The sequence below is a fragment of the Anaerococcus sp. C0059F3 genome (assembly GCF_056590475.1).
Genome location: NZ_JBWPWE010000011.1, coordinates 79,359 through 102,346, shown reverse-complemented (window position 1 = coordinate 102,346; position 22,988 = coordinate 79,359). Strand labels below are relative to the sequence as shown.

The 22,988-nt window shown below is 37.8% G+C and carries 22 protein-coding genes and 1 pseudogene; 20 read left to right on the top strand and 3 right to left on the bottom strand.

Annotation, left to right across the window (positions count from 1 at the left end):
• Positions 1-241 precede the first annotated feature (241 nt).
• Positions 242-2,953, bottom strand: a complete 2,712-nt coding sequence (locus AC1EJ5_RS08280; protein ID WP_479815658.1) for an ABC transporter ATP-binding protein/permease — start codon at positions 2,951-2,953, stop codon at positions 242-244.
• Positions 2,954-3,065: 112 nt separating this feature from the next.
• Between AC1EJ5_RS08280 and AC1EJ5_RS08275 the strand changes: the two genes are divergently transcribed.
• From AC1EJ5_RS08275 to AC1EJ5_RS08200, 16 genes are all read left to right on the top strand, one after another.
• Positions 3,066-3,683, top strand: a complete 618-nt coding sequence (locus AC1EJ5_RS08275) for a class I SAM-dependent methyltransferase (RefSeq protein ID WP_479815657.1) — start codon at positions 3,066-3,068, stop codon at positions 3,681-3,683.
• Between the two features lie 43 nt (positions 3,684-3,726).
• Positions 3,727-4,731 carry an alpha-glucosidase C-terminal domain-containing protein gene (locus AC1EJ5_RS08270; RefSeq protein ID WP_479815656.1) on the top strand — a complete coding sequence of 335 codons (1,005 nt, stop codon included), beginning with the start codon at positions 3,727-3,729 and terminating at the stop codon, positions 4,729-4,731.
• A gap of 52 nt (positions 4,732-4,783) precedes the next feature.
• Positions 4,784-5,944, top strand: a complete 1,161-nt coding sequence (locus AC1EJ5_RS08265) for a nucleotide sugar dehydrogenase (RefSeq protein ID WP_479815655.1) — start codon at positions 4,784-4,786, stop codon at positions 5,942-5,944.
• Positions 5,945-6,622, top strand: coding sequence for a beta/alpha barrel domain-containing protein (locus AC1EJ5_RS08260; RefSeq protein WP_308749274.1), 678 nt, complete (start codon positions 5,945-5,947; stop codon positions 6,620-6,622). It begins immediately after the preceding gene.
• Positions 6,622-7,563: a P1 family peptidase gene (locus AC1EJ5_RS08255; protein WP_479815654.1), complete on the top strand. Its 942-nt coding sequence runs from the start codon at positions 6,622-6,624 to the stop codon at positions 7,561-7,563. Before AC1EJ5_RS08260 ends, AC1EJ5_RS08255 begins: the two co-directional genes overlap by 1 nt.
• Before the next feature lie 533 nt (positions 7,564-8,096).
• A complete protein-coding gene (locus tag AC1EJ5_RS08250) occupies positions 8,097-8,444 on the top strand; it encodes a CidA/LrgA family protein (protein ID WP_209771153.1) in 348 nt (115 codons plus the stop codon).
• A gap of 1 nt (position 8,445) precedes the next feature.
• The gene (locus tag AC1EJ5_RS08245) at positions 8,446-9,186 is read left to right on the top strand and encodes an LrgB family protein (protein WP_209771156.1); all 741 of its coding nucleotides are present in this window, start codon (positions 8,446-8,448) and stop codon (positions 9,184-9,186) included.
• Positions 9,187-9,208: 22 nt separating this feature from the next.
• Positions 9,209-10,393 carry an ArsA family ATPase gene (locus tag AC1EJ5_RS08240; protein ID WP_308749272.1) on the top strand — a complete coding sequence of 395 codons (1,185 nt, stop codon included), beginning with the start codon at positions 9,209-9,211 and terminating at the stop codon, positions 10,391-10,393.
• Positions 10,390-11,553, top strand: a complete 1,164-nt coding sequence (locus AC1EJ5_RS08235; protein ID WP_308749271.1) for an ArsA family ATPase — start codon at positions 10,390-10,392, stop codon at positions 11,551-11,553. The genes AC1EJ5_RS08240 and AC1EJ5_RS08235 overlap by 4 nt, the downstream gene beginning before the upstream one ends.
• A 38-nt stretch (positions 11,554-11,591) precedes the next feature.
• Positions 11,592-12,128, top strand: coding sequence for a LutC/YkgG family protein (locus AC1EJ5_RS08230; RefSeq protein ID WP_308749270.1), 537 nt, complete (start codon positions 11,592-11,594; stop codon positions 12,126-12,128).
• A gap of 23 nt (positions 12,129-12,151) precedes the next feature.
• Positions 12,152-14,311: an L-lactate dehydrogenase (quinone) large subunit LdhH gene (gene ldhH, locus AC1EJ5_RS08225; protein WP_348938335.1), complete on the top strand. Its 2,160-nt coding sequence runs from the start codon at positions 12,152-12,154 to the stop codon at positions 14,309-14,311.
• A 2-nt stretch (positions 14,312-14,313) separates the two neighbouring features.
• A complete protein-coding gene (locus tag AC1EJ5_RS08220; RefSeq protein ID WP_348938337.1) occupies positions 14,314-15,306 on the top strand; it encodes a polyprenyl synthetase family protein in 993 nt (330 codons plus the stop codon).
• Positions 15,306-16,226 (top strand): prenyltransferase, encoded by a 921-nt coding sequence (locus tag AC1EJ5_RS08215; protein WP_308749267.1) that lies wholly within the window; start codon positions 15,306-15,308, stop codon positions 16,224-16,226. Before AC1EJ5_RS08220 ends, AC1EJ5_RS08215 begins: the two co-directional genes overlap by 1 nt.
• Position 16,227: 1 nt before the next feature.
• Positions 16,228-16,917 (top strand): ubiquinone/menaquinone biosynthesis methyltransferase, encoded by a 690-nt coding sequence (locus tag AC1EJ5_RS08210; RefSeq protein WP_348938339.1) that lies wholly within the window; start codon positions 16,228-16,230, stop codon positions 16,915-16,917.
• Between the two features lie 26 nt (positions 16,918-16,943).
• Positions 16,944-18,239 carry an FAD-dependent oxidoreductase gene (locus tag AC1EJ5_RS08205; RefSeq protein ID WP_308748492.1) on the top strand — a complete coding sequence of 432 codons (1,296 nt, stop codon included), beginning with the start codon at positions 16,944-16,946 and terminating at the stop codon, positions 18,237-18,239.
• Positions 18,239-18,523: a ferredoxin family protein gene (locus AC1EJ5_RS08200; RefSeq protein ID WP_308748491.1), complete on the top strand. Its 285-nt coding sequence runs from the start codon at positions 18,239-18,241 to the stop codon at positions 18,521-18,523. Before AC1EJ5_RS08205 ends, AC1EJ5_RS08200 begins: the two co-directional genes overlap by 1 nt.
• A gap of 139 nt (positions 18,524-18,662) precedes the next feature.
• On the opposite strand, the gene AC1EJ5_RS08195 is transcribed toward AC1EJ5_RS08200, so the two are convergent.
• Positions 18,663-18,851 (bottom strand): SDR family oxidoreductase, encoded by a 189-nt coding sequence (locus AC1EJ5_RS08195; RefSeq protein ID WP_308748490.1) that lies wholly within the window; start codon positions 18,849-18,851, stop codon positions 18,663-18,665.
• Positions 18,776-19,411, bottom strand: a pseudogene (locus tag AC1EJ5_RS08190) (SDR family NAD(P)-dependent oxidoreductase). The gene AC1EJ5_RS08195 and the pseudogene AC1EJ5_RS08190 overlap by 76 nt, the downstream one beginning before the upstream one ends.
• 177 nt (positions 19,412-19,588) lie before the next feature.
• On the opposite strand from AC1EJ5_RS08190, the gene rpsF reads away from it, so the two are divergent.
• From rpsF to AC1EJ5_RS08170, 4 genes are all read left to right on the top strand, one after another.
• On the top strand, positions 19,589-19,873 hold the full coding sequence (rpsF, locus tag AC1EJ5_RS08185; RefSeq protein WP_308748489.1) for a 30S ribosomal protein S6: 285 nt from the start codon (positions 19,589-19,591) through the stop codon (positions 19,871-19,873).
• A gap of 1 nt (position 19,874) precedes the next feature.
• The gene (locus AC1EJ5_RS08180; RefSeq protein ID WP_223419778.1) at positions 19,875-20,387 is read left to right on the top strand and encodes a single-stranded DNA-binding protein; all 513 of its coding nucleotides are present in this window, start codon (positions 19,875-19,877) and stop codon (positions 20,385-20,387) included.
• A gap of 24 nt (positions 20,388-20,411) precedes the next feature.
• Positions 20,412-20,636 (top strand): 30S ribosomal protein S18, encoded by a 225-nt coding sequence (gene rpsR / locus AC1EJ5_RS08175; RefSeq protein ID WP_004828342.1) that lies wholly within the window; start codon positions 20,412-20,414, stop codon positions 20,634-20,636.
• A gap of 131 nt (positions 20,637-20,767) precedes the next feature.
• On the top strand, positions 20,768-22,732 hold the full coding sequence (locus tag AC1EJ5_RS08170) for a sodium-translocating pyrophosphatase (RefSeq protein WP_479815653.1): 1,965 nt from the start codon (positions 20,768-20,770) through the stop codon (positions 22,730-22,732).
• Positions 22,733-22,988 lie beyond the last annotated feature (256 nt).

Genomic DNA, 22,988 nt, shown 5'->3' with positions numbered 1-22,988 from the left:
TATGGATGGAGGGGTTTTTTAATGGGAATTATTTATTTTTCTTTGAGATTATACCCATAGCCAGGGCTAAGAATATACCGCCAATGATAAAGGGAAAAGCAGAGTCCAAAAAATTTGCCATAAAATCCTCCTTATATGAAGATAATACTTGAAATGGTCAATAAAAATTGTAAAAATCTTGTAAAATCTGTGTGTTTTTTCTAAGCAAAAAGAGCTAACCATGACTGGTTAACTCTTAATTTTATTCAGCAGAAAGGGCTTCTACTGGGTCTTTTTTGGCGGCTATCCTAGATGGAATGAGGCCTGCCAGAAGACTTAGGCCAACAGATATGAGGACTAAGACAATGGCGGCACCAGGAGGTAGGATTGACCTAATGTCGGCAAAACCTGACATGTTTACCATTATCTTTGTAATAAAGATATTTAAAATGTAGGTGAGTCCTACTCCTATTAGGCCTGAAAGAAGGCCGATTATCAAGGTTTCTGCCATAAAGACCTTGTAGATATCGCCTTTGCTTGCACCGATTGCCCTAAGGATACCTATCTCCTTGGTCCTTTCAAAGACTGAAATGTAGGTGATTATCCCAATCATGATTGATGAAACGATGAGGGAGACGCCCACAAAGGCAATCAAAATATAAGAAATTGCCCCGATGATGTCGGTGATAGACTTTGAAATTATCCCGATTAGGTCGGTGTAGGATATTTGCTCTTCGACTTTTTTTCCTTGGTTGAACTCGTCAATAAATTTTTTGACCTTGTCCCTATTTTCAAAATTGTCTACATAAATAGAAATTTTCGATGGATTTTCCTCGCTTATATAGCCCAGGTCTTCGAGGTTTTTCTTGTAAGAGAAGTCCTTTAAAAAGTCGTCGTATATTTCAAGGAAGGTCTTTCTGTCATCTTCCTTCAAAAGAAAATCTACCATTTGCCTGTTATTTGTATTCTCCTTAGGATTTAAAGGAGCCTGGCCCATCATAGCAAGTTTTTTGCTTTCCTCTTGCATTTTTTTAACGAGGTCTTCTTTATTTTGAAGAATCCAGGTATTTACCCTAAGAAGATTGGCTTGAGAAAGATTTTTTAGGTAATCTTTGGTCTGACTTACCTTTTCGTCATCAGATTCAGCCCTAAATTTTATCTTGTTTAGGACATTTACTTCCTTGTTATTAATTTGATTTTTGATAATATCTTGATTTTTGACATAGGCTATCATTTCCTTGGTAAAGCCTTGTGTGTAGGCTAGGGGAGTTTGGATGAGTCTTGCGTCATCGTCCTTAGTTTTTCTTGCTATACCAACGATTTTTAAGGTCTTGGCATTTGAGATTTTCTCGTCAACTTTTGCCTTATCATCCTTGATACTTACGAAGTTTTCTCCATCTTTTTCGTAATAGTCAGATGGGGTGAGGATCTGGTATTCGTGGCCGATTAGGTCCTTTGGATTTATAGTGACTTTTTTGATATCAACTTTTTTATTATCGTCAAGTTCGGCTAGGATTTTCTCGTATTCTTTTTTTGGAAGAAAACCCAATTCGTAAAACTTTGACCTTAGGATTTGATTATTGTAGTCGGTAAAGAGGATGAGGTCATTTGGGCCTTCTGGCCACTTACCTTCAATGATTTCATACTCATCCTTGACCATAGGTGAAATTTCCCCATCCTTTGTAGTTATAAGTTGGGAAAAGTTTGGATTTTGACTACCAGATCCAAAGCCAGGGAAAAAGTTAAAACCAGAAGGTCTGGCGGATTCAAAGTCAGACCCGTCAGTGTTTACCAGTTCCCCCTTTGGGTCTTTGGTGAAGATGTCAAACTTTCCATCATAGGAATAGGAAATAAAATGGTTTCCAACTTCCTCGCTCAATTTTTTATCGTTCTTGTCCAGATATTCCTTAAAGCCTTCTAGGTCATTTTCAAGGCCGGTTCCTGACAGTTTTGACCTATTTTTAAGGCCAATATCATTTGAAACAACCTTGGTATGGTCGGGGTTTTCTTCTTTGTCAGCCCCCATTTGGCCCAAGGAAGAAAGGTCTACCGAGGATTTTTCAATGTCAATTGGGTAGGACTTGAGGGCATTTTTCTGGTTTTCCTCAATAAAATCGGATGCCCCATTTGAAATTGAAAGAATGAGGGCAATGCCTATTATCCCGATTGATCCTGCAAAGGCGGTAAGAAGGGTTCTGGCCTTTTTGTTTAAAAGATTGTTAAAAGAAAGACCCAGAGCTGTCCTTAGCTTAAGGGCAATCTTTGAAATCTTGAAGTTATCTGACTTGTCAGTTTCTTCATAAGGATTGGAATCTGAAACAATCTTTCCGTCCTTGGTGCCGATTATCCTTGTGGAGTACTCTTCGGCCAGGTCCTGGTTGTGGGTTACCATGATGACAAGCTTATCTTTTGCAATTTCCTTAAGAAGGTTCATTATCTGGACTGAAGTCTCGCTGTCAAGTGCACCAGTAGGTTCATCTGCCAAAAGGATTTGGGGGTCGTTAACGAGTGCCCTGGCTATGGCGACCCTTTGCATTTGCCCGCCCGATAATTCGGCAGGTTTTTTGTGGATGTGATTTTTAAGACCTACCCTTTCTAGGGCCTTTATGGCCTTTTGATCCATATCGGATGTATTTTTATTGGCAAGTGTCAAGGATAATTTGACATTATCAAGGACCGATTGGTGACTGATTAGGTTATAAGATTGGAAGATAAAACCAATCCTCACATTCCTATAAAAATCCCAATCCTTGTCGGTAAATTTCTTGGTGGACCTACCGTCGATTATAAGGTCGCCCTCATCATAGCGCATAAGACCGCCAATCACATTAAGTAGAGTGGTCTTGCCGCCGCCAGACTGGCCTAAAATCGAAACAAATTCATTTTCTCTAAATGAAATAGACACACCGTCTAGGGCCTTTTGGGAAAAACCAGCGGTGTGGTAAATCTTGGATATATTTTTAAGTTCTAACATATTCTTTCCTTTCTCCTAGGGATTATACGACTTAAGAGCGGCACTTAAAGTAGTATAGTATTTTTATGAGAGACTTACTCTTAGTAGACACATTATGAAAAATGGAGGAAGAATGTTAGATAATAAGGGCTTTGACTTATGGGCCGATGGTTATGATGAAAGTGTTGGCCTTTCTGATGAAGAAAATACCTATCCTTTTGCAGGTTATAAGGATATTTTAAATACCATATATAAGGAAGTTTTGAAATCTGAGGCTGATGCAGTTTTGGATATTGGTTTTGGGACAGGGACTTTGACCTGTCGACTTTATGAAAAGGGAATCCATATTTATGGTCAAGATTTTTCTAATGAAATGATTAAAATTGCCCAAGAAAAGATGCCGGAAGCACAGCTTTTTGCTGGGGATTTTACCAAAGGCCTTTGCCAAGGCTTGTTAGGGAAAAAATACGACGCCATTATCGCAACCTATTCCCTCCACCACCTGACAGATGAGGAGAAAGTTCCCTTTATAAAATCTTTGCTTCCTTTATTAAATCCTGGTGGAAAGATATATATCGGGGATGTGGCCTTTGAAAATCGTCAAGATTTAGAGGCTTGCAAGGAAAAATCCCTTGCTTATTGGGACAATGAAGAATATTACTTTGTCTATGATGAATTAAAACCAAGTTTTCCTAGTATGAACTTTGAAAAATACTCATTTTGTGCAGGGATTTTAACAATTAGAAATTAGATAATTATAAAAAATTTAGATTAGAAATAGAAATGATTTAAAAATGAAGGATAAGATAATTTTAAAAACCGACCTTAGGGAGCATAAAAAATTACAAGTGAATATAAGATTTTATAAGGCCTTGGGTCTTGATTATGTCCTTCTTAGGCCCTTTGAAAGGCTTGACGAAAATGAACTTGAGGACTTTTTTGCCTTAAATCATTTCTACGAAAAAAACGGCCTTAGCCTTGTGGTGTCTTTCCATATTAAAAAACTTATGGCCAAACTTTTAGGGGAAAATCCTTCAAATATAGACTTTGCCGACCCAAAAATCAGGCAGGGTCTTTATCATTTTTTGGGATATTTGATTAAGCATGGGATTAAGGCTTTTGACCTTGAAGGCCTTGAAAATCTCGCACTTGGAGAGGGGGACCTCCTTAAAGCTTGTAGGGAACTAAATAAAAATACTTTTTTTAACAAGGATGTCCTTGCCATGGGGGAAATTTCTGCTAGCAAAAAGACCCAAATCGCCCTAGCAAATCCTAATTTTTCTGCCCTTTCTATGATAAGGCCAAGCGGAGAAATAGGGGATTTATTTAATTTTTCAAGAGATTTTGCCCTAGCAGGATCTAAGGTCTGCTTGGGTCTTTCAAATTTCCCCAGAGATGGAATCAATTTTGAAAATTATCCAGAGTCTGCCAAGAGATTAATTTTTATGACCCTTTTCTTTTTGAAAGGATCCTTATTTATAGATGAGAATTGGCTGGATTTTGGCGATATAATTTTTTTGCGAGAGCTTTTTATCCACAAAGAAAAAATCCAAGACCTAGGGAAAATGACAAAAATTTTGCCAAAGGAAGCTGACGTTTTGGCCTTTATTAGGGAAGGAAATGGGGAGAAGGTCTTGTTTTTGGCAAATTTATCAGAAAGGGAAGTCCTTTTAGATCTGGCTTTTAAGGTCATGGACTACAAGGATTATGAATTTTTGACAGGGTCCTTAACCCATCGCACCCTTTATAGGACCACACTTTTAAGGCCCTACGAGTCTATCGCTTTTATCAAATTGTAAATATTTTGAAAGAATGTAAAGTATAAGAAAGTTAAAAAACTAAGGAGCAATGATGAAAATTATAGTAATGGGCATGGGCTATGTTGGCCTATCAAACGCAGTTCTTTTGGCCCAATCAAACGAGGTTGTGGGCGTGGAAATTGACCCCAAAAAAGTTGACCTCATCAACAGCAAAAAATCGCCATTAAAGGACGATTACATAATAGATTATTTGGCAAATAAGGACTTAAACCTAATCGCCAAGACAAGTGGACAAGAGGACTTTGAGGACGCTGACCTAGTAATTTTAGCCCTTCCAACCAACTATGACGAGGTGGAAGAATTTTTTGACACTTCTTTTATAGACGACGCTATAAAGATGATCAAAGACATCAGAGCCGACTTGCCAATCCTTATAAAATCAACTATTCCAATTGGCTATACTGAGGGGAAAAACAAGGAATATGGGTGCGATAATATAATCTTCTCCCCTGAATTTTTAAGAGAGGGCAGGGCCCTTTACGATTCCCTTCATCCTACAAGGATTATCGTATCAGATAAGACAGGAATTGGGGAAAAGATAGCCGACCTCTACAAAAAAGAAGCCCTAAATGACCCAGAAGTGATTTTGATGGGAAGGAGTGAGGCTGAAGCAGTCAAACTTTTTGCCAACACTTACCTTGCAATGAGGGTGGCATTTTTCAACGAACTTGACAATTTTGCCCTAGGCAAGGGCCTTGATTCTAAGTCAATTATCGAGGGAGTTTCAGCAGATCCAAGGATAGGAAACCACTACAACAATCCATCTTTCGGTTACGGGGGCTATTGTTTGCCAAAAGATTCTAAACAGCTTTATGCCAATTTTGACAAGATTCCTTCTGCACTTTTTAAGTCCATTATCGACTCAAATGAGGTTAGAAAGGACTATGTATCAGAGGATATTTTGGCTAAAAATCCGGAGACCATCGGCGTTTACAGGCTTGTTATGAAAAAGGGTTCGGATAATTTTAGGAAGTCTGCAATCTTTGATGTAATAAATAACCTAAAAGAAAAGGGCGCAAATATTGTAATTTACGAGCCAAACCTTGATGGCGACGACTTTGAAGGTATGAAACTCGTTAGCAATTTAGATGACTTTAAGAAAGTCGATTTGATAATAGCAAACAGGGTCGAAGACGACCTAAAAGATGTAAAAAACAAGCTTTACACCAGAGATTTATTTGAGAGGGATTAGATGACAGAAAAGAAAAAAGTGCCCCAGGTTCATTCCAAGCTCAGAAAATCATTCATTTCTGTGCCTGAAGAAATCTACAAGGCAAGCGGAATCAAAATTTTTGATAAGAGGATCAAATCCTTGCTTTTTACTACAGACCTTGCCATAATCAGAAATTCAAATGCCGATTCAATCATGGCAGTCTACCCTTACACACCCCTAAATTCCATCACTGAGTCCATTATTTCCATAGCTTCAGTTCCATGTTTTATAGGTGTTGGCGGCGGCACTACCCAAGGGCCAAGGTCAAGGTTTGTAGCCTATTATGCAGAACTTGCTGGTGCCTATGGGGTTGTGGTAAATGGACCAATACCTCATGAAGATATTAGGGAAATTTCAAGCTTTGTCGACATACCAGTCATAGCCACAGTTTCGTCTTTGAAGGATGATTACAAGGAGAAAATCAAGGCGGGTGCTGAGATTTTGAATGTTTCTGGCGGTAAGTATACAGCTGATTTAGTTCGCCACATAAGGGCGGATATTGGCGATGACTTTCCAATAATTGCCACAGGTGGCAAGGACGGAAAATCCATACTTGAAACCATAAATGCTGGTGCCAATGCCATTTCCTACACTCCACCATCTTCGTCTGACGTTTTTGGGTCGATGATGGATACTTACAGGAATGAGGATGTTTAATGTATAGTGGATATTTTACAGATGTTGGAAATATTAAAGTAGGCCATGCCCAGGATATTGAGGGAGGCACAGGCCTTACCCTTATCCTTCCAGATCCAGGAAACACAGCAGGTGTAGACGTAAGGGGAGGGGCACCGGGCACACGTGAGACCGACCTTTTAAACCCTTTAAACCAGGTTTCTGAAGTTTCTTCCATAATTTTATCTGGGGGCTCTGCCTATGGACTTGAAGCGGCTAGCCACCTTATGAAAATCCTAGAAAAAGAAGGGATTGGCTTTGACGTGGGAGTTGGAGTCGTTCCAATCATTTCCCAGGCGGTCTTATTTGACCTAGCCTACAAAAATCCCAAGGCAAGGCCTGATGAAAAGATGACCCAAAAAGCTTTTGAATCTGCGACCTATGATGACAAGAGCCAAGGGATTCTTGGTGCAGGCACAGGTGCGACAGTTGGCAAGGCCCTTGGCCCAGAATTTTTGGTAAAATCTGGTCTCGGCCAGGCTTCTATTAAAAAAGGTGACCTAGTAGTGTCAGCAATCGTTGCAGTAAATGCCTTTGGAGATATTTTCGACTACCATAAGGGCCTCCAAATCGCTGGACCAACCAAAGACGGGAAAATGCTAAAAACAATAGATTTGATTGACCAAATCCTCGGTTCTTTTGCGGATATAAAGCCATCCAACACCACAATCGGGGCTGTTGCTACAAATGCCACTTTTTCTAAGACTGAGCTTACAAAAATTGCCGGCATGGCCCACGACGGCTACGCCAGGTCTATAAATCCAGTCCACACCCTTTTTGACGGGGACACAATCTTTTCCTTGGCGACAAATAAAGTAGAGGCGAACATAAACCTAGTAGGGGCACTCGCCGCAGAAGCCATGTCTATGGCCATTGCCAATGCCATTTACAGCCTAGGCGAAAATAAGAATAAAGGAGACTAGTCATCTAGTCTTTTTTTCTTGGGAAAATTTGTAAATTTAGTCCTTATTTCTTGGCACATCATATAAAATTTTAGGAAAGCTTAGCAAATCCCAGTTAGGATTTTTTTAAAAAAATTTTTTTAGCTTGAATAAAAAAATTTCGCCACAGTTTAGGCCATAAAATCTTAAAGCTATTAGAGTCTTTAAAAAAACACGTTTTTTCGTATAAATTTCCTATGTTATAGCGTTTTACTCGGAATATCAAAAAACCTTTTCATTAACAAAGAATTATGATATAATGAAAAAAAATGATAAGCTAAAAGGCGATAAGTTTTTCTAAGTAAAATAAAATGATAAATTAATCTCTACATATCCAATAATGTTTTTAATTTTACTTGTTAAATCTTATTTTTGATATTTATCGTTTTTATTTGTGAATCTAATTTTCAAAACAGAAATTTATGACAAAAGGGGTGGTTAGAATGTTCACATAAGAAATCTAGCTGAATATAAAGGACGATACTGTATTATTTTTGAAAATTTTAGGAGAATATATGAAATATTTAAAAGAATTTTGTTACATACTTTTTTTCTTATTGTTGGGCTTTATTGCTAAGAAATTAACAGGACTACCAATTCCAGAACCAGTTTTTGGTATGATTTTCTTATTTATTGCCCTTTGCTGCAAGTTTTTAAAGGTAGACGATATTGGGGAAACATCTGATTTTCTAACATCAATACTAGCCTTTACCTTCACACCACTTGGAGTTGCCCTTATGGTACAATTTGATGTGATTAGGGACAATGCCCTAAAAATATTAATAGTTATGACCGTTTCTTGCCTTATCACCATGGCTGTCACAGCCAAAATCGTTGAACTAGTACAGAAAGCGAGGAAATAAAATGAGTGATTTTTTAAATACATATGTAGCAGATAATGATTTTTTCGGGATTGTCCTAAGTATAGTTATGTTTAGGATAGGAATGGTAATTAACAAAAAAACTAAGGTTGCCATCCTAAACCCACTTCTACTAGCTATTGTTTTTTGTATAGCTTTCCTAAAATTAACAGGAATTTCTTATGAAAACTTCAACAAGGGCGGCCACTATATTTCCTTTATGATTGCCCCAATTACAGTTGCACTAGTAGTAAGTCTTTACAGAAATATAGAAAAATTAAAGGCCAACCTAATCCCAATTTTAATTGGTGTTTTTGTTGGATCTTTCGTGGCTATCCTTTCAGCCTATCTTTTATCAAAGGTATTTGGCTTTGATAGAGATTTGACACTTTCAATGATGCCACAATCTGTAACAACTCCAATCGCTAAATCCCTAACAGAGGAATATGTGGCGAAATTTGGGGCTGATGAAGTGACTATTAAGACCTTTGCGGCCATTACTGCCATCACAGTCATCCTAAGGGGAACTGTTGGTGCAATCTTTGCCCCAACAGTTATGAAGGTAATGAGGGTTAAAGACCCAGTCGCCCAAGGTATTGGTATTGGTACATCAAGCCACGCTATGGGTACATCAAAGGCTATCGAAATGGGCGAAGTTGAAGGAGCTATGAGTGGTTTATCTATAGCAGTAGCTGGTATTTGCACTGTTATCTTGATGCCATTATTTATAATTTTATTTTTCTAATATTTCATAGGTTTAATATTAGATGGCTAAAAAAATTTTTATGTATACAGGAAAGGGTGGGGTTGGCAAGTCAACACTTGCCAGCTCTACTGCCCTTCTTTCTGCTAAGAAAAATATAGAAACTATCTTAATCAGCATTGATTCAGCCCATAGTTTATCTGATATTTTTTCTATAAAAATAGGAAGTAACCTAACAAAAGTCAGGGAAGGTCTAACTGCAATTGAATTTGATAGCTCAAAAATTTTGGAAGAAGAATTTCCAAGTATAAAGGCAAGTCTGGCTAATGAGTTTAGGAAGGTTGATTTTTCAAAGATTTCTTATAATTCTAGCTACGATTTGCCCTTTGTGGTGAATATCCTTTCCTTGCTTAAAATCCTTGATATATACGAAAATTACGACTTTGAAAATATAATTGTGGATTGCCCTGCTTCGGCATCTACCTTTGCCTACCTAAAAATTCCTGAAATGCTTACTTGGTATCTGGAAAAGTTTTTTGGGGTAGGAAAGGGTATTATTAGGACTTTGAGACCTATTTCTAAGTATAAGTATCAGATTAACCTACCTGATAAGGAGGCTTTGGATAAGTTAGAAATCACTTATCAAAGGCTAAAAAAATTGGAAAATCTTTTGAAAGATAAGAGTATATCTACAATTAGGTTGGTTGGTCTGGCTGAAAAGATGGTTATAGAAGAAAGCAAGAGGGATTTTGCCTACCTTAGCCTATTTGATTACAATGTGGACGGGTATTTTGTAAATAGGCTCTTTACGGATGAAGATGTCGATTTTATCAAAAAACGTATCCAAATCCAGGATAAGAGGCTAGAGGAGATTGAAGCTTGTTTTTATAACCTCCCGATTTATAAGCTTGGCTTACGGAGTAAGGACCTAAAAAGTCTTGCCGATTTAGAAGACTTTGCCGAAAGTTTGGTCTTTAAGGATTCGCTTTTAGAGATTAAGGCTTTTGAAGAAGGCTATTATTACGAAAAGATGGCAAATGGCTATATCTTAACAATGTATATAGGCGAAGTAGATGATGTAGAAGTCTATAAAAAGGGTTCTGACATAAATATTAGGCTTAAAGATATAAAAAGGATTATTAGCCTGCCCAATGTTTGCGTAAATTCGGTAATTTCCAAATATTTTATCCAGGATGACAAACTTTTAATCTACTTAGAAAATAAGGGCCAAGAGGAGTTTTCTGTATGAGAATTATTATAAATACTGGCAAGGGTGGTGTAGGTAAGACCACAATTTCTGCCCTTACAGCTATAAATATTTCAAAAAGATACAAGACCTTGGTGATTAGTAGTGATCTTGCTCACAGTTTGAGCGATGTCCTAGATATACAATTAGGTGATGAGCCCCGACAAGTTTGTCATAATTTGTACGCTCTTGAAATAAATGCTATTAAAGAGAGTAAGAAGGCTTGGGGCAATCTTAATCTCTACATAAGACAATTGGTAAAAGAAAATGCTATGGATGATATCCAATTAGATGAATTGTTGTTATTGCCTGGTTTGGACGATGTATTTTCCCTCTTAAAAATTTTGGAAATTTATAAGAGTGGGGATTTTGAAGTCCTAGTTGTGGATTGTGGGCCAAGTGGAGAAACCATTTCCCTCTTGTCTACAGGAGAAAAATTCAATAATTTGGCAGATTCTTTGGTGCCAGTGGTTAAGAGATTTAACCGACTTTTCGGTAGTTTTATTGAAAAGCAAACAGAAGTTAAAAAACCAAAAGACATAGTTTTTGATGAATTTATAAGTTTGTCACAAAAATTATATGAACTTGAAAAGATTTTACAAGACCCTAGCCAAACTACAATCAGATTTGTAAGTAAGGCTAATAAGATTGTTGCAAATGAAACTTTTAGGTCCTATAGCCTTGCAAATATGTATGGATTTTTAACCGACTGTGTTTTTATAAATATGATCTATCCAGAGTCTATGAAAAGCTCATCTTATGACCATTTGCTTAAGGAAGAGGCCGAAAATATCAAGGCTATAGATGAATTTTTTGGAGAAGAGAAAGTTTTTAAATTAAGACTTAAAGACTATGAGGTCTTAGGCCTAGAAGCCCTAAATAGGCTCCATGATGAGTATTTTGAGGATTTATATCTTGAGGAAATTTTCCTAGATAAAAAGTCCTTTGAAATAATAGAGGAAAAGGGAAGCAAGATTATAGTAATTCATTTAGATTATGCGAAAGGAGATGAGGTTAAGGTAGAGAAGATAGGTGAAGATTTAGAAATATCTTACCTAAATTTCAAGAGAAGATTTAAGTTGCCAGATACGGTGTCTTCAAGGAAGATAAGTTCATTTTCCTTGGAAGATAAGAAATTAAGAATTGTGTTGGATTATGATTAAAAATAAAAATGAGAGGTCATAGATATATGGAAGGAAAAATGGAATTATTTGATACTTTCGCACAAAACCTTGAAAGTGTCAACGGCACTTGCTACAAGGTTGGTAAAAATGATTTGGCTGAAATAGTAGCCAAAATTTACAAGGACAATGCAATTGCTTCTACCTGTATGCTTGAAACAGACTTGGCCAAGGAAATAGGCTTAAGTGATTGCCTAAAAGCTAATGGTATTACAGTACATACAGACCATATTAGGTTGAATAGCGAAACCGATAAGGGTGGGATCACAGAAGTTGAATATGGTATAGCAGAGCTTGGTTCAGTAATTCAAGCCAGTGATAATGTAGATACAAGACTTATGGCGATTATGCCTGATTATTACATCGGAATAGTCAAGGGGTCAACAATTGTGAAAACATATGATGATATGTTTGATGTCCTAGCAGAATTGAAACCTTTCCCAAAATATGTGGGATTTATTACAGGTCCTTCAAGGACTGCAGATATTGAATGTGTTGGTACTGTGGGCGTTCACGGTCCTTTACAGATGAGCATTATTATTGTAACAGATCTATAATCTGAAGTATTGAGGAGATAAAAATGGTTGATACTATAAGTTTAAAAGATGAGATAAAGGACGCGCTCGATAACGCGACTTTAGGCAGGACCCTTGGTAATTTTTGTAAAACCTATCCACAAAGAAGGTTGAATTCTTACAAGGGCGTTGATTTCGAACAAACCCAACAGGCCATTAAAAAAGTAAAATCTTATGCAGCTGACCATGTTGATGAAATGATAGCTGAATTTAAGAAAAATTGCGAAGCCAGAGGTGGCCATGTAATCGTAGTTAAAAGCAAGGAAGAAGCAGCTGAATGGGTTAAAAACTTTATCAAAGAAAAAGACATAAAAACAGCTGTAAAATCAAAATCAATGTGTTCTGAGGAAATTCATTTTAATAAAATTCTTAAGGATAATGGTGTAGAGTGCCAAGAAACAGACTTGGGTGAATTTATTATTTCCCTAGAAGAAAATACTCCAGTACATATGGTAATGCCAGCTCTTCACTTAAATAAGGAGCAGGTAGCTGATTTATTCTCAGACTACACAAAAACTGACCACGCTCCAGTTATTTCTGAAGAAGTAAGGACAGCAAGGAAGGTTATGAGGGATAAATTTACTCATGCAGACCTTGGTGTATCTGGCGCTAACGTTGCTGTTGCAGAAACTGGTACAGTTTTCACAATGACCAATGAAGGTAATGGTAGGATGGTAGGTACCTTGCCAAAAGACCACCTCTACATATTTGGGATAGAAAAATTTGTAAAATCTATTTCAGATGCAAGGTGGATTTTCAAAGCTCTTCCACGTAATGGTACTGCCCAAAGAATTACCTCTTACTTATCTCTCTACACTGGTGCTTGCGAAGTTGTAACAGATAAGGAAAATGACACCAAAGAAGATAAGGGATTTTATTGCCTAATCCTTGATGACCCAGGCAGGAGAGAAATCTTAGCAGAAGAAGAATACAGACAAATTTTTAACTGCATTAGGTGCGGAGCTTGTCTAGATGTTTGCCCAGCCTTCGCCTTAGTTGGTGGCCACGTTTATGGATCAAATGTTTACACAGGTGGTATTGGTACCCTCCTAACTCATTTCTTAATTGATGAAAATAGGGCTAACCAAATCGAAAGCGTCTGCCTCCAATGTGGAAGGTGCAATGAAGTTTGTGGTGGTGGTCTACCAATAGCCCAAATGATTATGGGTATAAGGGAAGAAAATGTAAAGAAAAATCCAAACCCAGTTAAGAAATTTGCCCTAGACGCAGTTACAGATAGGAAACTTTTCCATTCATTATTGAGGATTGCATCTATTGCCCAAGAGCCATTTACCAAGGGCGGAACAATGATTAGACACCTTCCTGACTTTGCAGCAGGCATGACAGGTGGCAAGGTTCTTCCATCAATAGCCAAGGTGCCATTAAGAGATATCTTTGATGAAATAGATCAAAAAGTTGAAAATCAAAAGGGAACTGTTGCCTTATTTGCAGGATGCCTCTTAGACTTTGTTTATGTAGATACAGCTAAATCCTTGATTAAAAATATGAACTCAATAGGTTATAAGGTTGAATTCCCAATGGGTCAAGCTTGCTGTGGTTGTCCTGCTAGCAACATGGGTGATATAGAAAATGCAACCAAGGAAGCTGAGATTAATATAAAGGCTATGGATGCTGAAAAATATGACTACATCCTCCTTGCTTGTCCATCATGTACCCACCAACTTCAATCTTATAAGGATTTCTTTGAAGAAGGTACAGAGATGCATAAGAGGGCTGTGGAATTAGGTAGCAAGTGCGTTGACTTCTGCAAGCTCTTCCACGAAAAGGACACTCATGAAAACCATGGCGATGGCAAAAATGTTAAGGTAACCTACCATGATTCTTGTCACTTAAAGAGAACTTTGGGTGTCTTTGAAGAACCAAGAGAACTCCTAAAAGAAACTGAAGGTATAGAATTTGTTGAAATGGAAGAAAGCGACAACTGCTGCGGCTTCGCAGGTTCATATAATGTCCTTTATCCAGATATTTCATCAAAAATCCTAAAGAACAAAATAGAAAACATTAAAAAGTCTGGAGCAGATGTGGTAGCTGTAGATTGTCCGGGTTGCATGATGCAAATCAGGGGCGGTCTTGAGGCAGAAGGCCTTGATATCAAGGTTAAACACACTTCAGAAATCATAAGTGAAAAGAGAGGACTCATCTAGAAATGAATGAGAGAATAAGTGATGCAGCAGGTAGAGAAGAGTTAATAGATGAATTGATTATAAAAGTCCACGATGAAATAAGATTTATCTTATCCGACTATAAGTCAAGTCAAAATCTATTTGACATAATCTACGATGCTTTGAAATCAAGTGGAAAAATGCTAAGAACTAAGCTTTTAATTTGTACAAGTCTTCTAGGAAATAAAGATCTTTCCGAAAAAATAATAAGCCAGTGTGCAGCAGTAGAGATAACCCATCTTGCATCACTTATTCACGATGACATAATAGATGATTCTAACTTAAGAAGATCACACAAGTCAACTCAGGCCAAATACGGTAAGGATGTAGCTGTATTTGCTGGGGACTTTATGATAGCAAAAGTTTTTAGCTATTTGGCTAAGAAGGGTTTATATGAAGAGATTGGGGTAATGGCCGATACAATCAGGGATATGTGCAACGGAGAAGTTGGGCAAAATCTCATAAAATATAGGGTCGATACAAGCGAAGAGGAATATTTTGAGAATATTTCAGGCAAGACAGCTTCATTTTTCAAGACAGTTTGCTTTTTGGGGGCGAAAAATTCTGGATTTGACCAAAAAGATATAGAAAAAATGGTAAAATTCGGCCAAAATCTAGGCCTAATCTTCCAGCTAAAAGACGACCTTTTGGACTTATTTTCTGATAAGTCAATCACAGGCAAGGAAATTTTTTCTGACATAAGGGCAGGAATCTACACCTATCCTGTGATAAGGGCCTTGGAAGACGAAAAATACGGCAAGGATATCTACGGTATCCTAGCAAAGAATAGAAAAGAAGGTCTAAGCCAAGAAGAATTACAATATATAAGAAAACTTCTAATTGGTGCTCAGGCCCATACTTTAAGCAATGAAAAAATCAAAGACTTGGCAGATGAAAACAGAAATATTTTGGCAAGCCTAAACAGGAATGACCTTTACTATTTAGAAAAAATTTTAGAAAAGGTGGAGAAAAGCTAATGTACGCTTATCAGAGAATGTCAGCAAAAAACATAATAAATTTTGCAAATCCAAAGTCCTTTGTGGCATCAGTCATACCTGCAATATTCGGTATCCTGCTTACTATAAAATTTGGTTATAGTATGAGTTTTGCAAGGGGTCTAGTATTGATATTGACCTGCGTATTTTTCCAGGCCTCAGTCAATACAATCAATGACTATGCAGACTTTGTAAATGGGGTCGACAGCATTGATGATAACCTAGAAGCAGAAGATAATATCATGTTTTATAACAATATCAGACCAAAAAGTGTTGAAAACTTGGGCTTGATATTCCTAGCCATAGGCATAGGCTTGGGCTTTTTGGCCCTAGATGGCATAAATTATCCAAGCATAGCAATTGGCCTTGTTGCACTCTTTACAGTTTTGTTTTACTCCAAGGGTCCATTGCCAATTTCATATCTGCCTATAGGTGAATTTACAAGTGGTTTTGTAATGGGAGGGCTGATTCCTCTTGGAGTTAGTAGTGCTATTACTGCTAGCCTTAATCCAGAAATCCTAATCTATAGCCTGCCCTTTATATTGGGCATAGGGCTTATAATGATGTCTAACAATGCAAGTGATATAGAAAAAGATAAGAGAGCAAAAAGGAATACACTCGCGGTTGTCATGGGCAGGGAAAAAATTAGAATCCTGTACAAGATTTCCCTTGTTTTATGGCTTATAAGCCAGGTGATTTTGACCTATGTTTTGGCAGGAAATATACTCCTAGTCCTAAACCTTGCCTTATTATTTATCAAAAAAAATTTCATCAAAGAAGTTCTTTCCGCAAGTCTTTTGCCAGAGGCTAGGATTGGGCAAATGATGAATATAGCTAAGGCCAATGTCCTAATCAACGCTAGCTACTTGCTGTGGATAGGTCTTAGTATGATAGGGGCTTAGAATGGAAAAAAGTGATAAAGTTTATAATATATTTCAGAGAATTTCGCCTTTCTATGACAGTGCCAACGATAGGATTAGCCTAGGTTTACAAAAAAGTTGGAAAGAGCAATTCGTTAACACCGTCTTAAATACATGTAGCAAAGATTCATCTATCCTTGATCTATGTTCTGGGACCGGAGACATTGCCATTTCTTTGGCAAATAAGTCCCAAGCTAGGGTTGTGGGTGTGGATTTTTCGGAAAACATGTTGGCTCAGGCTTTAGATAAGGCGAAAGGCTTGGAAAATATATCCTTTACAAAAGCTGATGTTTCCAACTTGCCTTTTGAGGATGAGTCCTTTGATAATATTACTATTTCATTTGGCCTTAGAAATACAGCTGATTATGAGAAAGTTCTAAGGGAAATACTTAGGGTTGGCAAGAGTAAGTCTTACATCTATGTCTTGGATTCCTTTTCGGTTGAAAATGTCCTAGTTAAGCCATTTTATACCTTGTTCTTTAAATATATCATGCCTTTTTTGGGAGGCGGTTTTAGGAGGAGCAAGGATTATAGGTGGCTATATGAATCTACAAAAAACTTTATAAGCCCAGACCAATTAGTTCAAATTTTTGAATCTTTGGGCCTGAAAAATATAAAAATGAAAAAAATGCTATTCGGTGCTTGTGTTATCGTAATGGGAGAGAAAATCTAGAGAAATAATTAATATGGGGTGAAATAATGAGTGAAGATAAGTTTGATGTTATAATAGTTGGAGGTGGTGTTGCAGGTCTTGCGGCATCCATAGTTTTAGCAGAAAATGAACTAGAAGTTTTGTTAGTTGAAAGAGGGGACTACTGCGGAGCTAAAAACGTGACTGGCGGTAGGTTGTATGGCCATAGTTTAGAAAAAATCATACCTAACTTTGCTGACGAAGCTCCAATTGAAAGAAAAGTTGTTAAAGAAAAAATATCTATGATGAGCGAAAAATCCTCACTCGATATAGGTTATTCATCAAAAGAATTGGGTAAGGATAAGGATTCTTCATCATATGTGGTATTACATAGCAAGTTTGACCAATATTTGGCAGAAAAGGCTGAAGAGGCTGGAGTAGCCATTATTACAGGCGTACTTGTAGAAAAACTCCTATTAGAAGATGGCAAGGTAGTTGGTATTGACGCTACAGGCGAAGAAATGTACGCAGATGCAGTTATTATCGCCGATGGTGTAAACTCCCTACTTTCTCAACAAATAGGTATCAAAAAAGAACTAGAACCAAACCAAGTAGCTGTTGGCGCCAAGGAAGTAATTGAATTATCAGAAGAGATTATAAACGAGAGATTCAACCTTGAAAGTGGCGAGGGAATGAGCTGGCTATCTTGTGGCGACCCAACTATGGGTGGTTTTGGTGGTGGCTTTATTTACACAAATAAGGACTCTGTATCAATAGGTGTTGTAGCAACCCTTTCTGATATTGGATATTCCAACACAAAATTAACCGACTTATTAGAAAGATTTAAGGAACATGACAGCGTAGCACCATTCATCAAGGGTGGTAAGACCATAGAATATTCTGCCCACCTAGTACCAGAAGAAGGTATCCACATGGTTCCACAAATTTACGGAGACGGCTTCCTCGTAGTAGGAGACGCTGCAGGCTTCTGTATAAACCTAGGCTACACTGTAAGGGGTATGGATTTTGCAATTGAAAGTGGTAGGCTAGCTGCCCTTGCCATCCTAAGAGCTAAGGAAAAAGAAGATTTCAGCAAGGAAAGCCTAGCTGTTTACCAAGACTTAGTAAAGGATAGCTTTATCATGAAAGACCTTATGACCTTCAAAGCCTTCCCAACTATCCTAAGCAGGAGGGAAATCTTTAGCGACCTACCAGAAATCATAAATGACGTAGCTGGCAGGGCCTTTACCGTAAATGGTGGAGACAGCAAGGGCTTCATAATGGGAACAGTAAATGATCTTGCAACAAGGATTAGCGCAACACAACTATCAGACTTTATTTCTACTGTAATGGAGGCACTATAATGAAAAGAATGAGTGTAGAAGACAAGCTAGGTCTAAATATTTACCATACTGACGAATTTAATTCACATATTGATGTTGACCTAGAATTCAAAGATGAAGACGAAATAAAAAAATTAATCATAGCCTGCCCAGCAGCCTGCTATACCTATGTAGATGGTGTATTTAGCTTTTCTCACCTAGGTTGCTTGGAATGTGGTACCTGTAGGGTCTTATCCCACGGCAAAATCGTAAAAGATTGGAAACACCCACAAGGCGAAGTTGGCGTAACCTTTAGACAAGGTTAAGAAAAATTATAGAAAAATATAAAAAATGGACTTAACTAAGCCCTTACTTATCCTACAAAAATAACAATAGAAAACAACCCCTATTTGGATTTCCTGCTGGATTTCAAGCAGAAAAGCCAATGGGGGTTGTTTTTAAATCCTACATAAAGGTAGCGCCATCGCAATAGAGGATTTCGCCAGAAACATTGGAAGCAAGGTCGCTAGCAAGGAACAAAACTGCCTTGGCAACATCTTCTGGCTCGCCAATCCTCTTTAGTGGGATGATTTGCTTGACAGGTTCGATTTGCTCAGCTGGTGGAACAGCCACATATCTGTGTTTGTAACACATGGAGCAACTGCGTTGACCCTTACTCCATAAGGACCGAGTTCCCTTGCAAGTGAGATTGTAAGGCCGTTTACGGCAAATTTGCTGGTTGGATAGGCAACTCCAGTTTGCTGACCATTTTTTGATACTATTGAAGATAGGTTCACAATTGATCCAGACCTTTTTTCTGTGAAGTGTGGGAGGAAATTGTAGATTATATTGTAGGTCCCGTTGACATTGATATCCATTACATTTGCAAAGTGATTTAGTTCTACATTTAGACTTGGGATATTATCTGAAATGCCATCGCAGTTTATAAGTACATCCACTTTTCCAAAATCTTCTAGGACCTCTTTGGCAAAGTTTGCCACACTTTCTTAATCTGTAAGCTTTGGCCAATAGCCTTTAAACATTTCCTTATCGTACTTTTGAGTAAGTTTTTCGATAGCCTTGTTGGCAGATTCTTATATAGAGCCAAGGGCGGCAACTTTGGCCCCATTTTCTAGGAAAGTTTCTGCAATAGCAAAGCCAATTCCCCTTGATGAACCTGTCACAATAGCTACTTTGTTTTCTAATAATTTCATAAAATCTCCTTATAAATCGTTTTCTTTATCCTACTTTATACTATTTTTGAAAAATAAGCAAAAATTATGAAAAGTCAAGCTTTTTGTTTGACAAAGAGAGCTTTTGCGAGTATTATCAATAGGTAATCTCTACTCCGTAGTATAAACGGGGTCAATAGTCCACAGGGAGGTGAAAATATGAATAATTACGAAGCAGTATTGATTTTCAAGACTGAACTAGCTGATGCTGACAGAATTGCTCTTCTAGATAGATTCAAAGGTCATATCGAAGAAAACGGCGAAGTTGTATCAGTTGATGACTGGGGAAAAAGAAGACTTGCTTACGAAATCAACGACCTTAAAGAAGGTTACTACTATATCGTAGATTTCAAGTCTGAACCAGATCATATCAAAGAATTTGAAAGAAGATTAAGACTTTCAGATTTCGTTCTTAGATACATGGTTATAAGAAAAGAGGACTAATATGAATAAAGTGATACTTATAGGACGCCTAGTTAGGGATCCTGAGTTAAGGTATACCCAAGGAAATCAAGCGGTATGCACATTCACATTAGCAATTGACAAGAAATTAAGTCGTGAAAGAAGAGAAGAAGCGGAAGCAGCTAATCGTCCAACAGCGGATTTTCCAAGGATAACAGTTTGGGGTAGACAGGCAGAAAATGCCTCTAGATACCTCTTTAAAGGAAGTCAATGCGCAGTAGAAGGTAGGATCCAAACCGGAAGCTACCAAGATAGGGAAACAGGTAAGACAGTCTATACAACAGATGTTGTTGCCGATAATGTTGAGTTTTTAGGATCAAGGTCAGAAAGACAAAGTCATAGCTCAAATCCTGGTGATAACCAAGATGTCTACCAAAATAATTATTCCCAAACCAACAACTATCAAAATAATCAACCAAGTGGTCCATCCACAAACGATGATTTTTTTGACGATGACTTTACTGAAATCCAAGACGATGGCAGGATTCCATTCTAAGAGAATATAAAGAAAGGAATTACAATGGCAAGAAGATTTAAACCAAGAAAAAAGGTTGATCCATTTGTTAAAGACCCATCAAAGGTAATAGACTATAAAGACATTGAAACTCTTAAAAGATTTGTTACTGACAGAGGTAAGATTCTTCCAAGAAGAGTTACAGGTCTAAATGCAAAACACCAAAGAGAAATCACAAGAGCAATCAAAAGAGCTAGACAAGTAGCTTTATTGCCTTACGAAGAAAACTAAGATAAAATAAATAAAAAAATTTCAATAAGCAATCTGGGGAGCACAGCTCCCTTTTTATTTGCAATAAAACATGAATATTAAATATAACAAAGTATAGTTATAAGTATAATTAAATAATAAAAGGAGGAATTATGTTAATTGTTATTCTTTCTCTTATTGTAGCCATATTGGCCATAGTGCTAATGGCCTTTACAATCAAAGAGAAAATCCTTCCTGTATCAAGTGGTTCAAAGAGAATGCACGAGATCTCAGGATACATCAAAAACGGAGCAATGACCTTCATCGCAAGCGAGTATAAGTTCATCGTTGCCTTCGTTGTAGTCGTATCAATCTTAATTTCGATATTCCTAGATTACAAAATCACAATCTGCTACATAGTAGGTTCATGTTTCTCAATGTTAACAGGTTTTATCGGAATGAGAACAGCCACAGAAGCAAACGCTAGGTGTGCAAATGAAGCTATGGAAGGTGGCACAAACAGAGCCTTAAAACTTGCCTTTGCAGGTGGATCTGTAATGGGTTATGCAGTAACAGGACTTGGTTTTTCAGGCCTATTAATCTGCTACTTAATCTTTAGAGACCCAGCCATCGTAATGGGATATTCACTTGGTGCATCATCAGTAGCCCTATTTGCAAGAGTAGGTGGCGGTATCTATACAAAAGCCGCAGACCTTGGAGCAGACCTTGTAGGAAAGGTAGAAGCAGGTATCCCAGAAGATGACCCAAGAAACCCAGCAGTAATTGCAGACAACGTAGGAGACAACGTAGGAGACGTTGCAGGAATGGGAGCAGACTTATTTGAATCCTATGCCGGAGCAATCATCTCAGCGATCACCCTTGGCCTTGTATCATACGGCGAAGCAGGACTAAACTTCACACTTCTACTTACAGCAATTGGAATCCTATCATCCTTAGTAGCAGGCTTCTTATTTACATCCAAAAACCACAAAGACCCACAAAAGGGCCTAATGATGACAATCTATGTCTCAGGTGCAATTGTAATAATTGCCGCAATAATCTTATCATTTGCTTATTTTGGAAACGTAAAAGCAGCCCTTGCAATCATTACAGGAATCATAGTAGGAATTGCAATCGGACTTTTAACAGAAGTTTACACATCAGATAAATTCAAATATGTAAAAAATATAGCTGAAGAATCAAAAACAGGTGTTGCAACCAACATCATCTCAGGTCTATCAACAGGAATGCTATCAGCAGTAGGACCAATCATCCTAATCGCCCTAGGCATCATCGTAGCTTACTGGGCAGACGGAGTATTTGGTATAGCCCTATCAGCAGTAGGTATGCTATCAACAACAGCAACCACTGTATCAGTAGATGCCTACGGCCCAATCACAGACAACGCCGGCGGAATCGCTGAAATGGCAGCCCTACCAAGCCATGTAAGAGACATCACAGACGAATTAGACTCAATAGGAAACACAACAGCAGCCATAGGTAAAGGCTTTGCAATCGGCTCAGCAGCCCTCACAGCCCTATCCTTATTCGTAACCTACTCAGAAACATTAAACCTAGAAACAATATCAATTCTAGATTCCCACGTAGTAGCTGGAATGTTCGTAGGAGGCATGCTACCATTCTTATTTACAGCACTCACAATGAACTCTGTAGGAAAAGCAGCCACAGAAATGATCAACGAAGTAAGAAGACAATTTAGAAATGACCCAGGCCTACTAGAAGGAACAAGCGAACCAGATTATCAAAAATGTATTGAAATCTCAACATCAGCTTCCCTAAAAGAAATGATCCTACCAGGCGTTTTAGCAATAGTAGTACCAATCTTTGTAGGACTAGTATTTGGCCCAACAGCCCTAGGCGGACTTCTTGCAGGAGCCCTAGTAACAGGCGTACTAATGGCAATCTTCATGTCAAACGCAGGTGGAGCTTGGGATAACGCAAAGAAATACATCGAAACCCTAGAAGGTGAAGATGGAAAAGGCTCAGACGCTCACAAGGCATCAGTAGTAGGAGACACAGTAGGCGACCCATTCAAAGACACATCAGGTCCAGCCCTAAACATCCTAATCAAACTAATGACCGTAGTATCAGTAATCTGTGCCGGACTATTTATCTAAAACAAAACAATAAAAATCGACCTCATCTAAGATGGGGTCTTTTTTTGTACTATGAATAGTGTAAGAAAGAAAGCAATTTCTATTTTGCACTATTTTTGTTAGCAGATTTTTTGTGGTAAAAGATTAGAAATTATCTTAAATTCAAGATTGAAATTAAATTTAAATGCAAAAATCATATTGAAAATGAAAATAAAAATCAAAGAAACTTATAGAAAGTGTGAGATAAAGCTTGTCTAAGCTAAGGCTTGCACTTTTT

Coding starts and splice junctions, on each gene's coding strand:
- AC1EJ5_RS08280 (WP_479815658.1), bottom strand. CDS start 2,953: ATGTTAGAACTTAAAAATATATCCAAGATTTACCACACCGCTGGTTTT.
- AC1EJ5_RS08275 (WP_479815657.1), top strand. CDS start 3,066: ATGTTAGATAATAAGGGCTTTGACTTATGGGCCGATGGTTATGATGAA.
- AC1EJ5_RS08270 (WP_479815656.1), top strand. CDS start 3,727: ATGAAGGATAAGATAATTTTAAAAACCGACCTTAGGGAGCATAAAAAA.
- AC1EJ5_RS08265 (WP_479815655.1), top strand. CDS start 4,784: ATGAAAATTATAGTAATGGGCATGGGCTATGTTGGCCTATCAAACGCA.
- AC1EJ5_RS08260 (WP_308749274.1), top strand. CDS start 5,945: ATGACAGAAAAGAAAAAAGTGCCCCAGGTTCATTCCAAGCTCAGAAAA.
- AC1EJ5_RS08255 (WP_479815654.1), top strand. CDS start 6,622: ATGTATAGTGGATATTTTACAGATGTTGGAAATATTAAAGTAGGCCAT.
- AC1EJ5_RS08250 (WP_209771153.1), top strand. CDS start 8,097: ATGAAATATTTAAAAGAATTTTGTTACATACTTTTTTTCTTATTGTTG.
- AC1EJ5_RS08245 (WP_209771156.1), top strand. CDS start 8,446: ATGAGTGATTTTTTAAATACATATGTAGCAGATAATGATTTTTTCGGG.
- AC1EJ5_RS08240 (WP_308749272.1), top strand. CDS start 9,209: ATGGCTAAAAAAATTTTTATGTATACAGGAAAGGGTGGGGTTGGCAAG.
- AC1EJ5_RS08235 (WP_308749271.1), top strand. CDS start 10,390: ATGAGAATTATTATAAATACTGGCAAGGGTGGTGTAGGTAAGACCACA.
- AC1EJ5_RS08230 (WP_308749270.1), top strand. CDS start 11,592: ATGGAATTATTTGATACTTTCGCACAAAACCTTGAAAGTGTCAACGGC.
- ldhH (WP_348938335.1), top strand. CDS start 12,152: ATGGTTGATACTATAAGTTTAAAAGATGAGATAAAGGACGCGCTCGAT.
- AC1EJ5_RS08220 (WP_348938337.1), top strand. CDS start 14,314: ATGAATGAGAGAATAAGTGATGCAGCAGGTAGAGAAGAGTTAATAGAT.
- AC1EJ5_RS08215 (WP_308749267.1), top strand. CDS start 15,306: ATGTACGCTTATCAGAGAATGTCAGCAAAAAACATAATAAATTTTGCA.
- AC1EJ5_RS08210 (WP_348938339.1), top strand. CDS start 16,228: ATGGAAAAAAGTGATAAAGTTTATAATATATTTCAGAGAATTTCGCCT.
- AC1EJ5_RS08205 (WP_308748492.1), top strand. CDS start 16,944: ATGAGTGAAGATAAGTTTGATGTTATAATAGTTGGAGGTGGTGTTGCA.
- AC1EJ5_RS08200 (WP_308748491.1), top strand. CDS start 18,239: ATGAAAAGAATGAGTGTAGAAGACAAGCTAGGTCTAAATATTTACCAT.
- AC1EJ5_RS08195 (WP_308748490.1), bottom strand. CDS start 18,851: ATGTGTTACAAACACAGATATGTGGCTGTTCCACCAGCTGAGCAAATC.
- rpsF (WP_308748489.1), top strand. CDS start 19,589: ATGAATAATTACGAAGCAGTATTGATTTTCAAGACTGAACTAGCTGAT.
- AC1EJ5_RS08180 (WP_223419778.1), top strand. CDS start 19,875: ATGAATAAAGTGATACTTATAGGACGCCTAGTTAGGGATCCTGAGTTA.
- rpsR (WP_004828342.1), top strand. CDS start 20,412: ATGGCAAGAAGATTTAAACCAAGAAAAAAGGTTGATCCATTTGTTAAA.
- AC1EJ5_RS08170 (WP_479815653.1), top strand. CDS start 20,768: ATGTTAATTGTTATTCTTTCTCTTATTGTAGCCATATTGGCCATAGTG.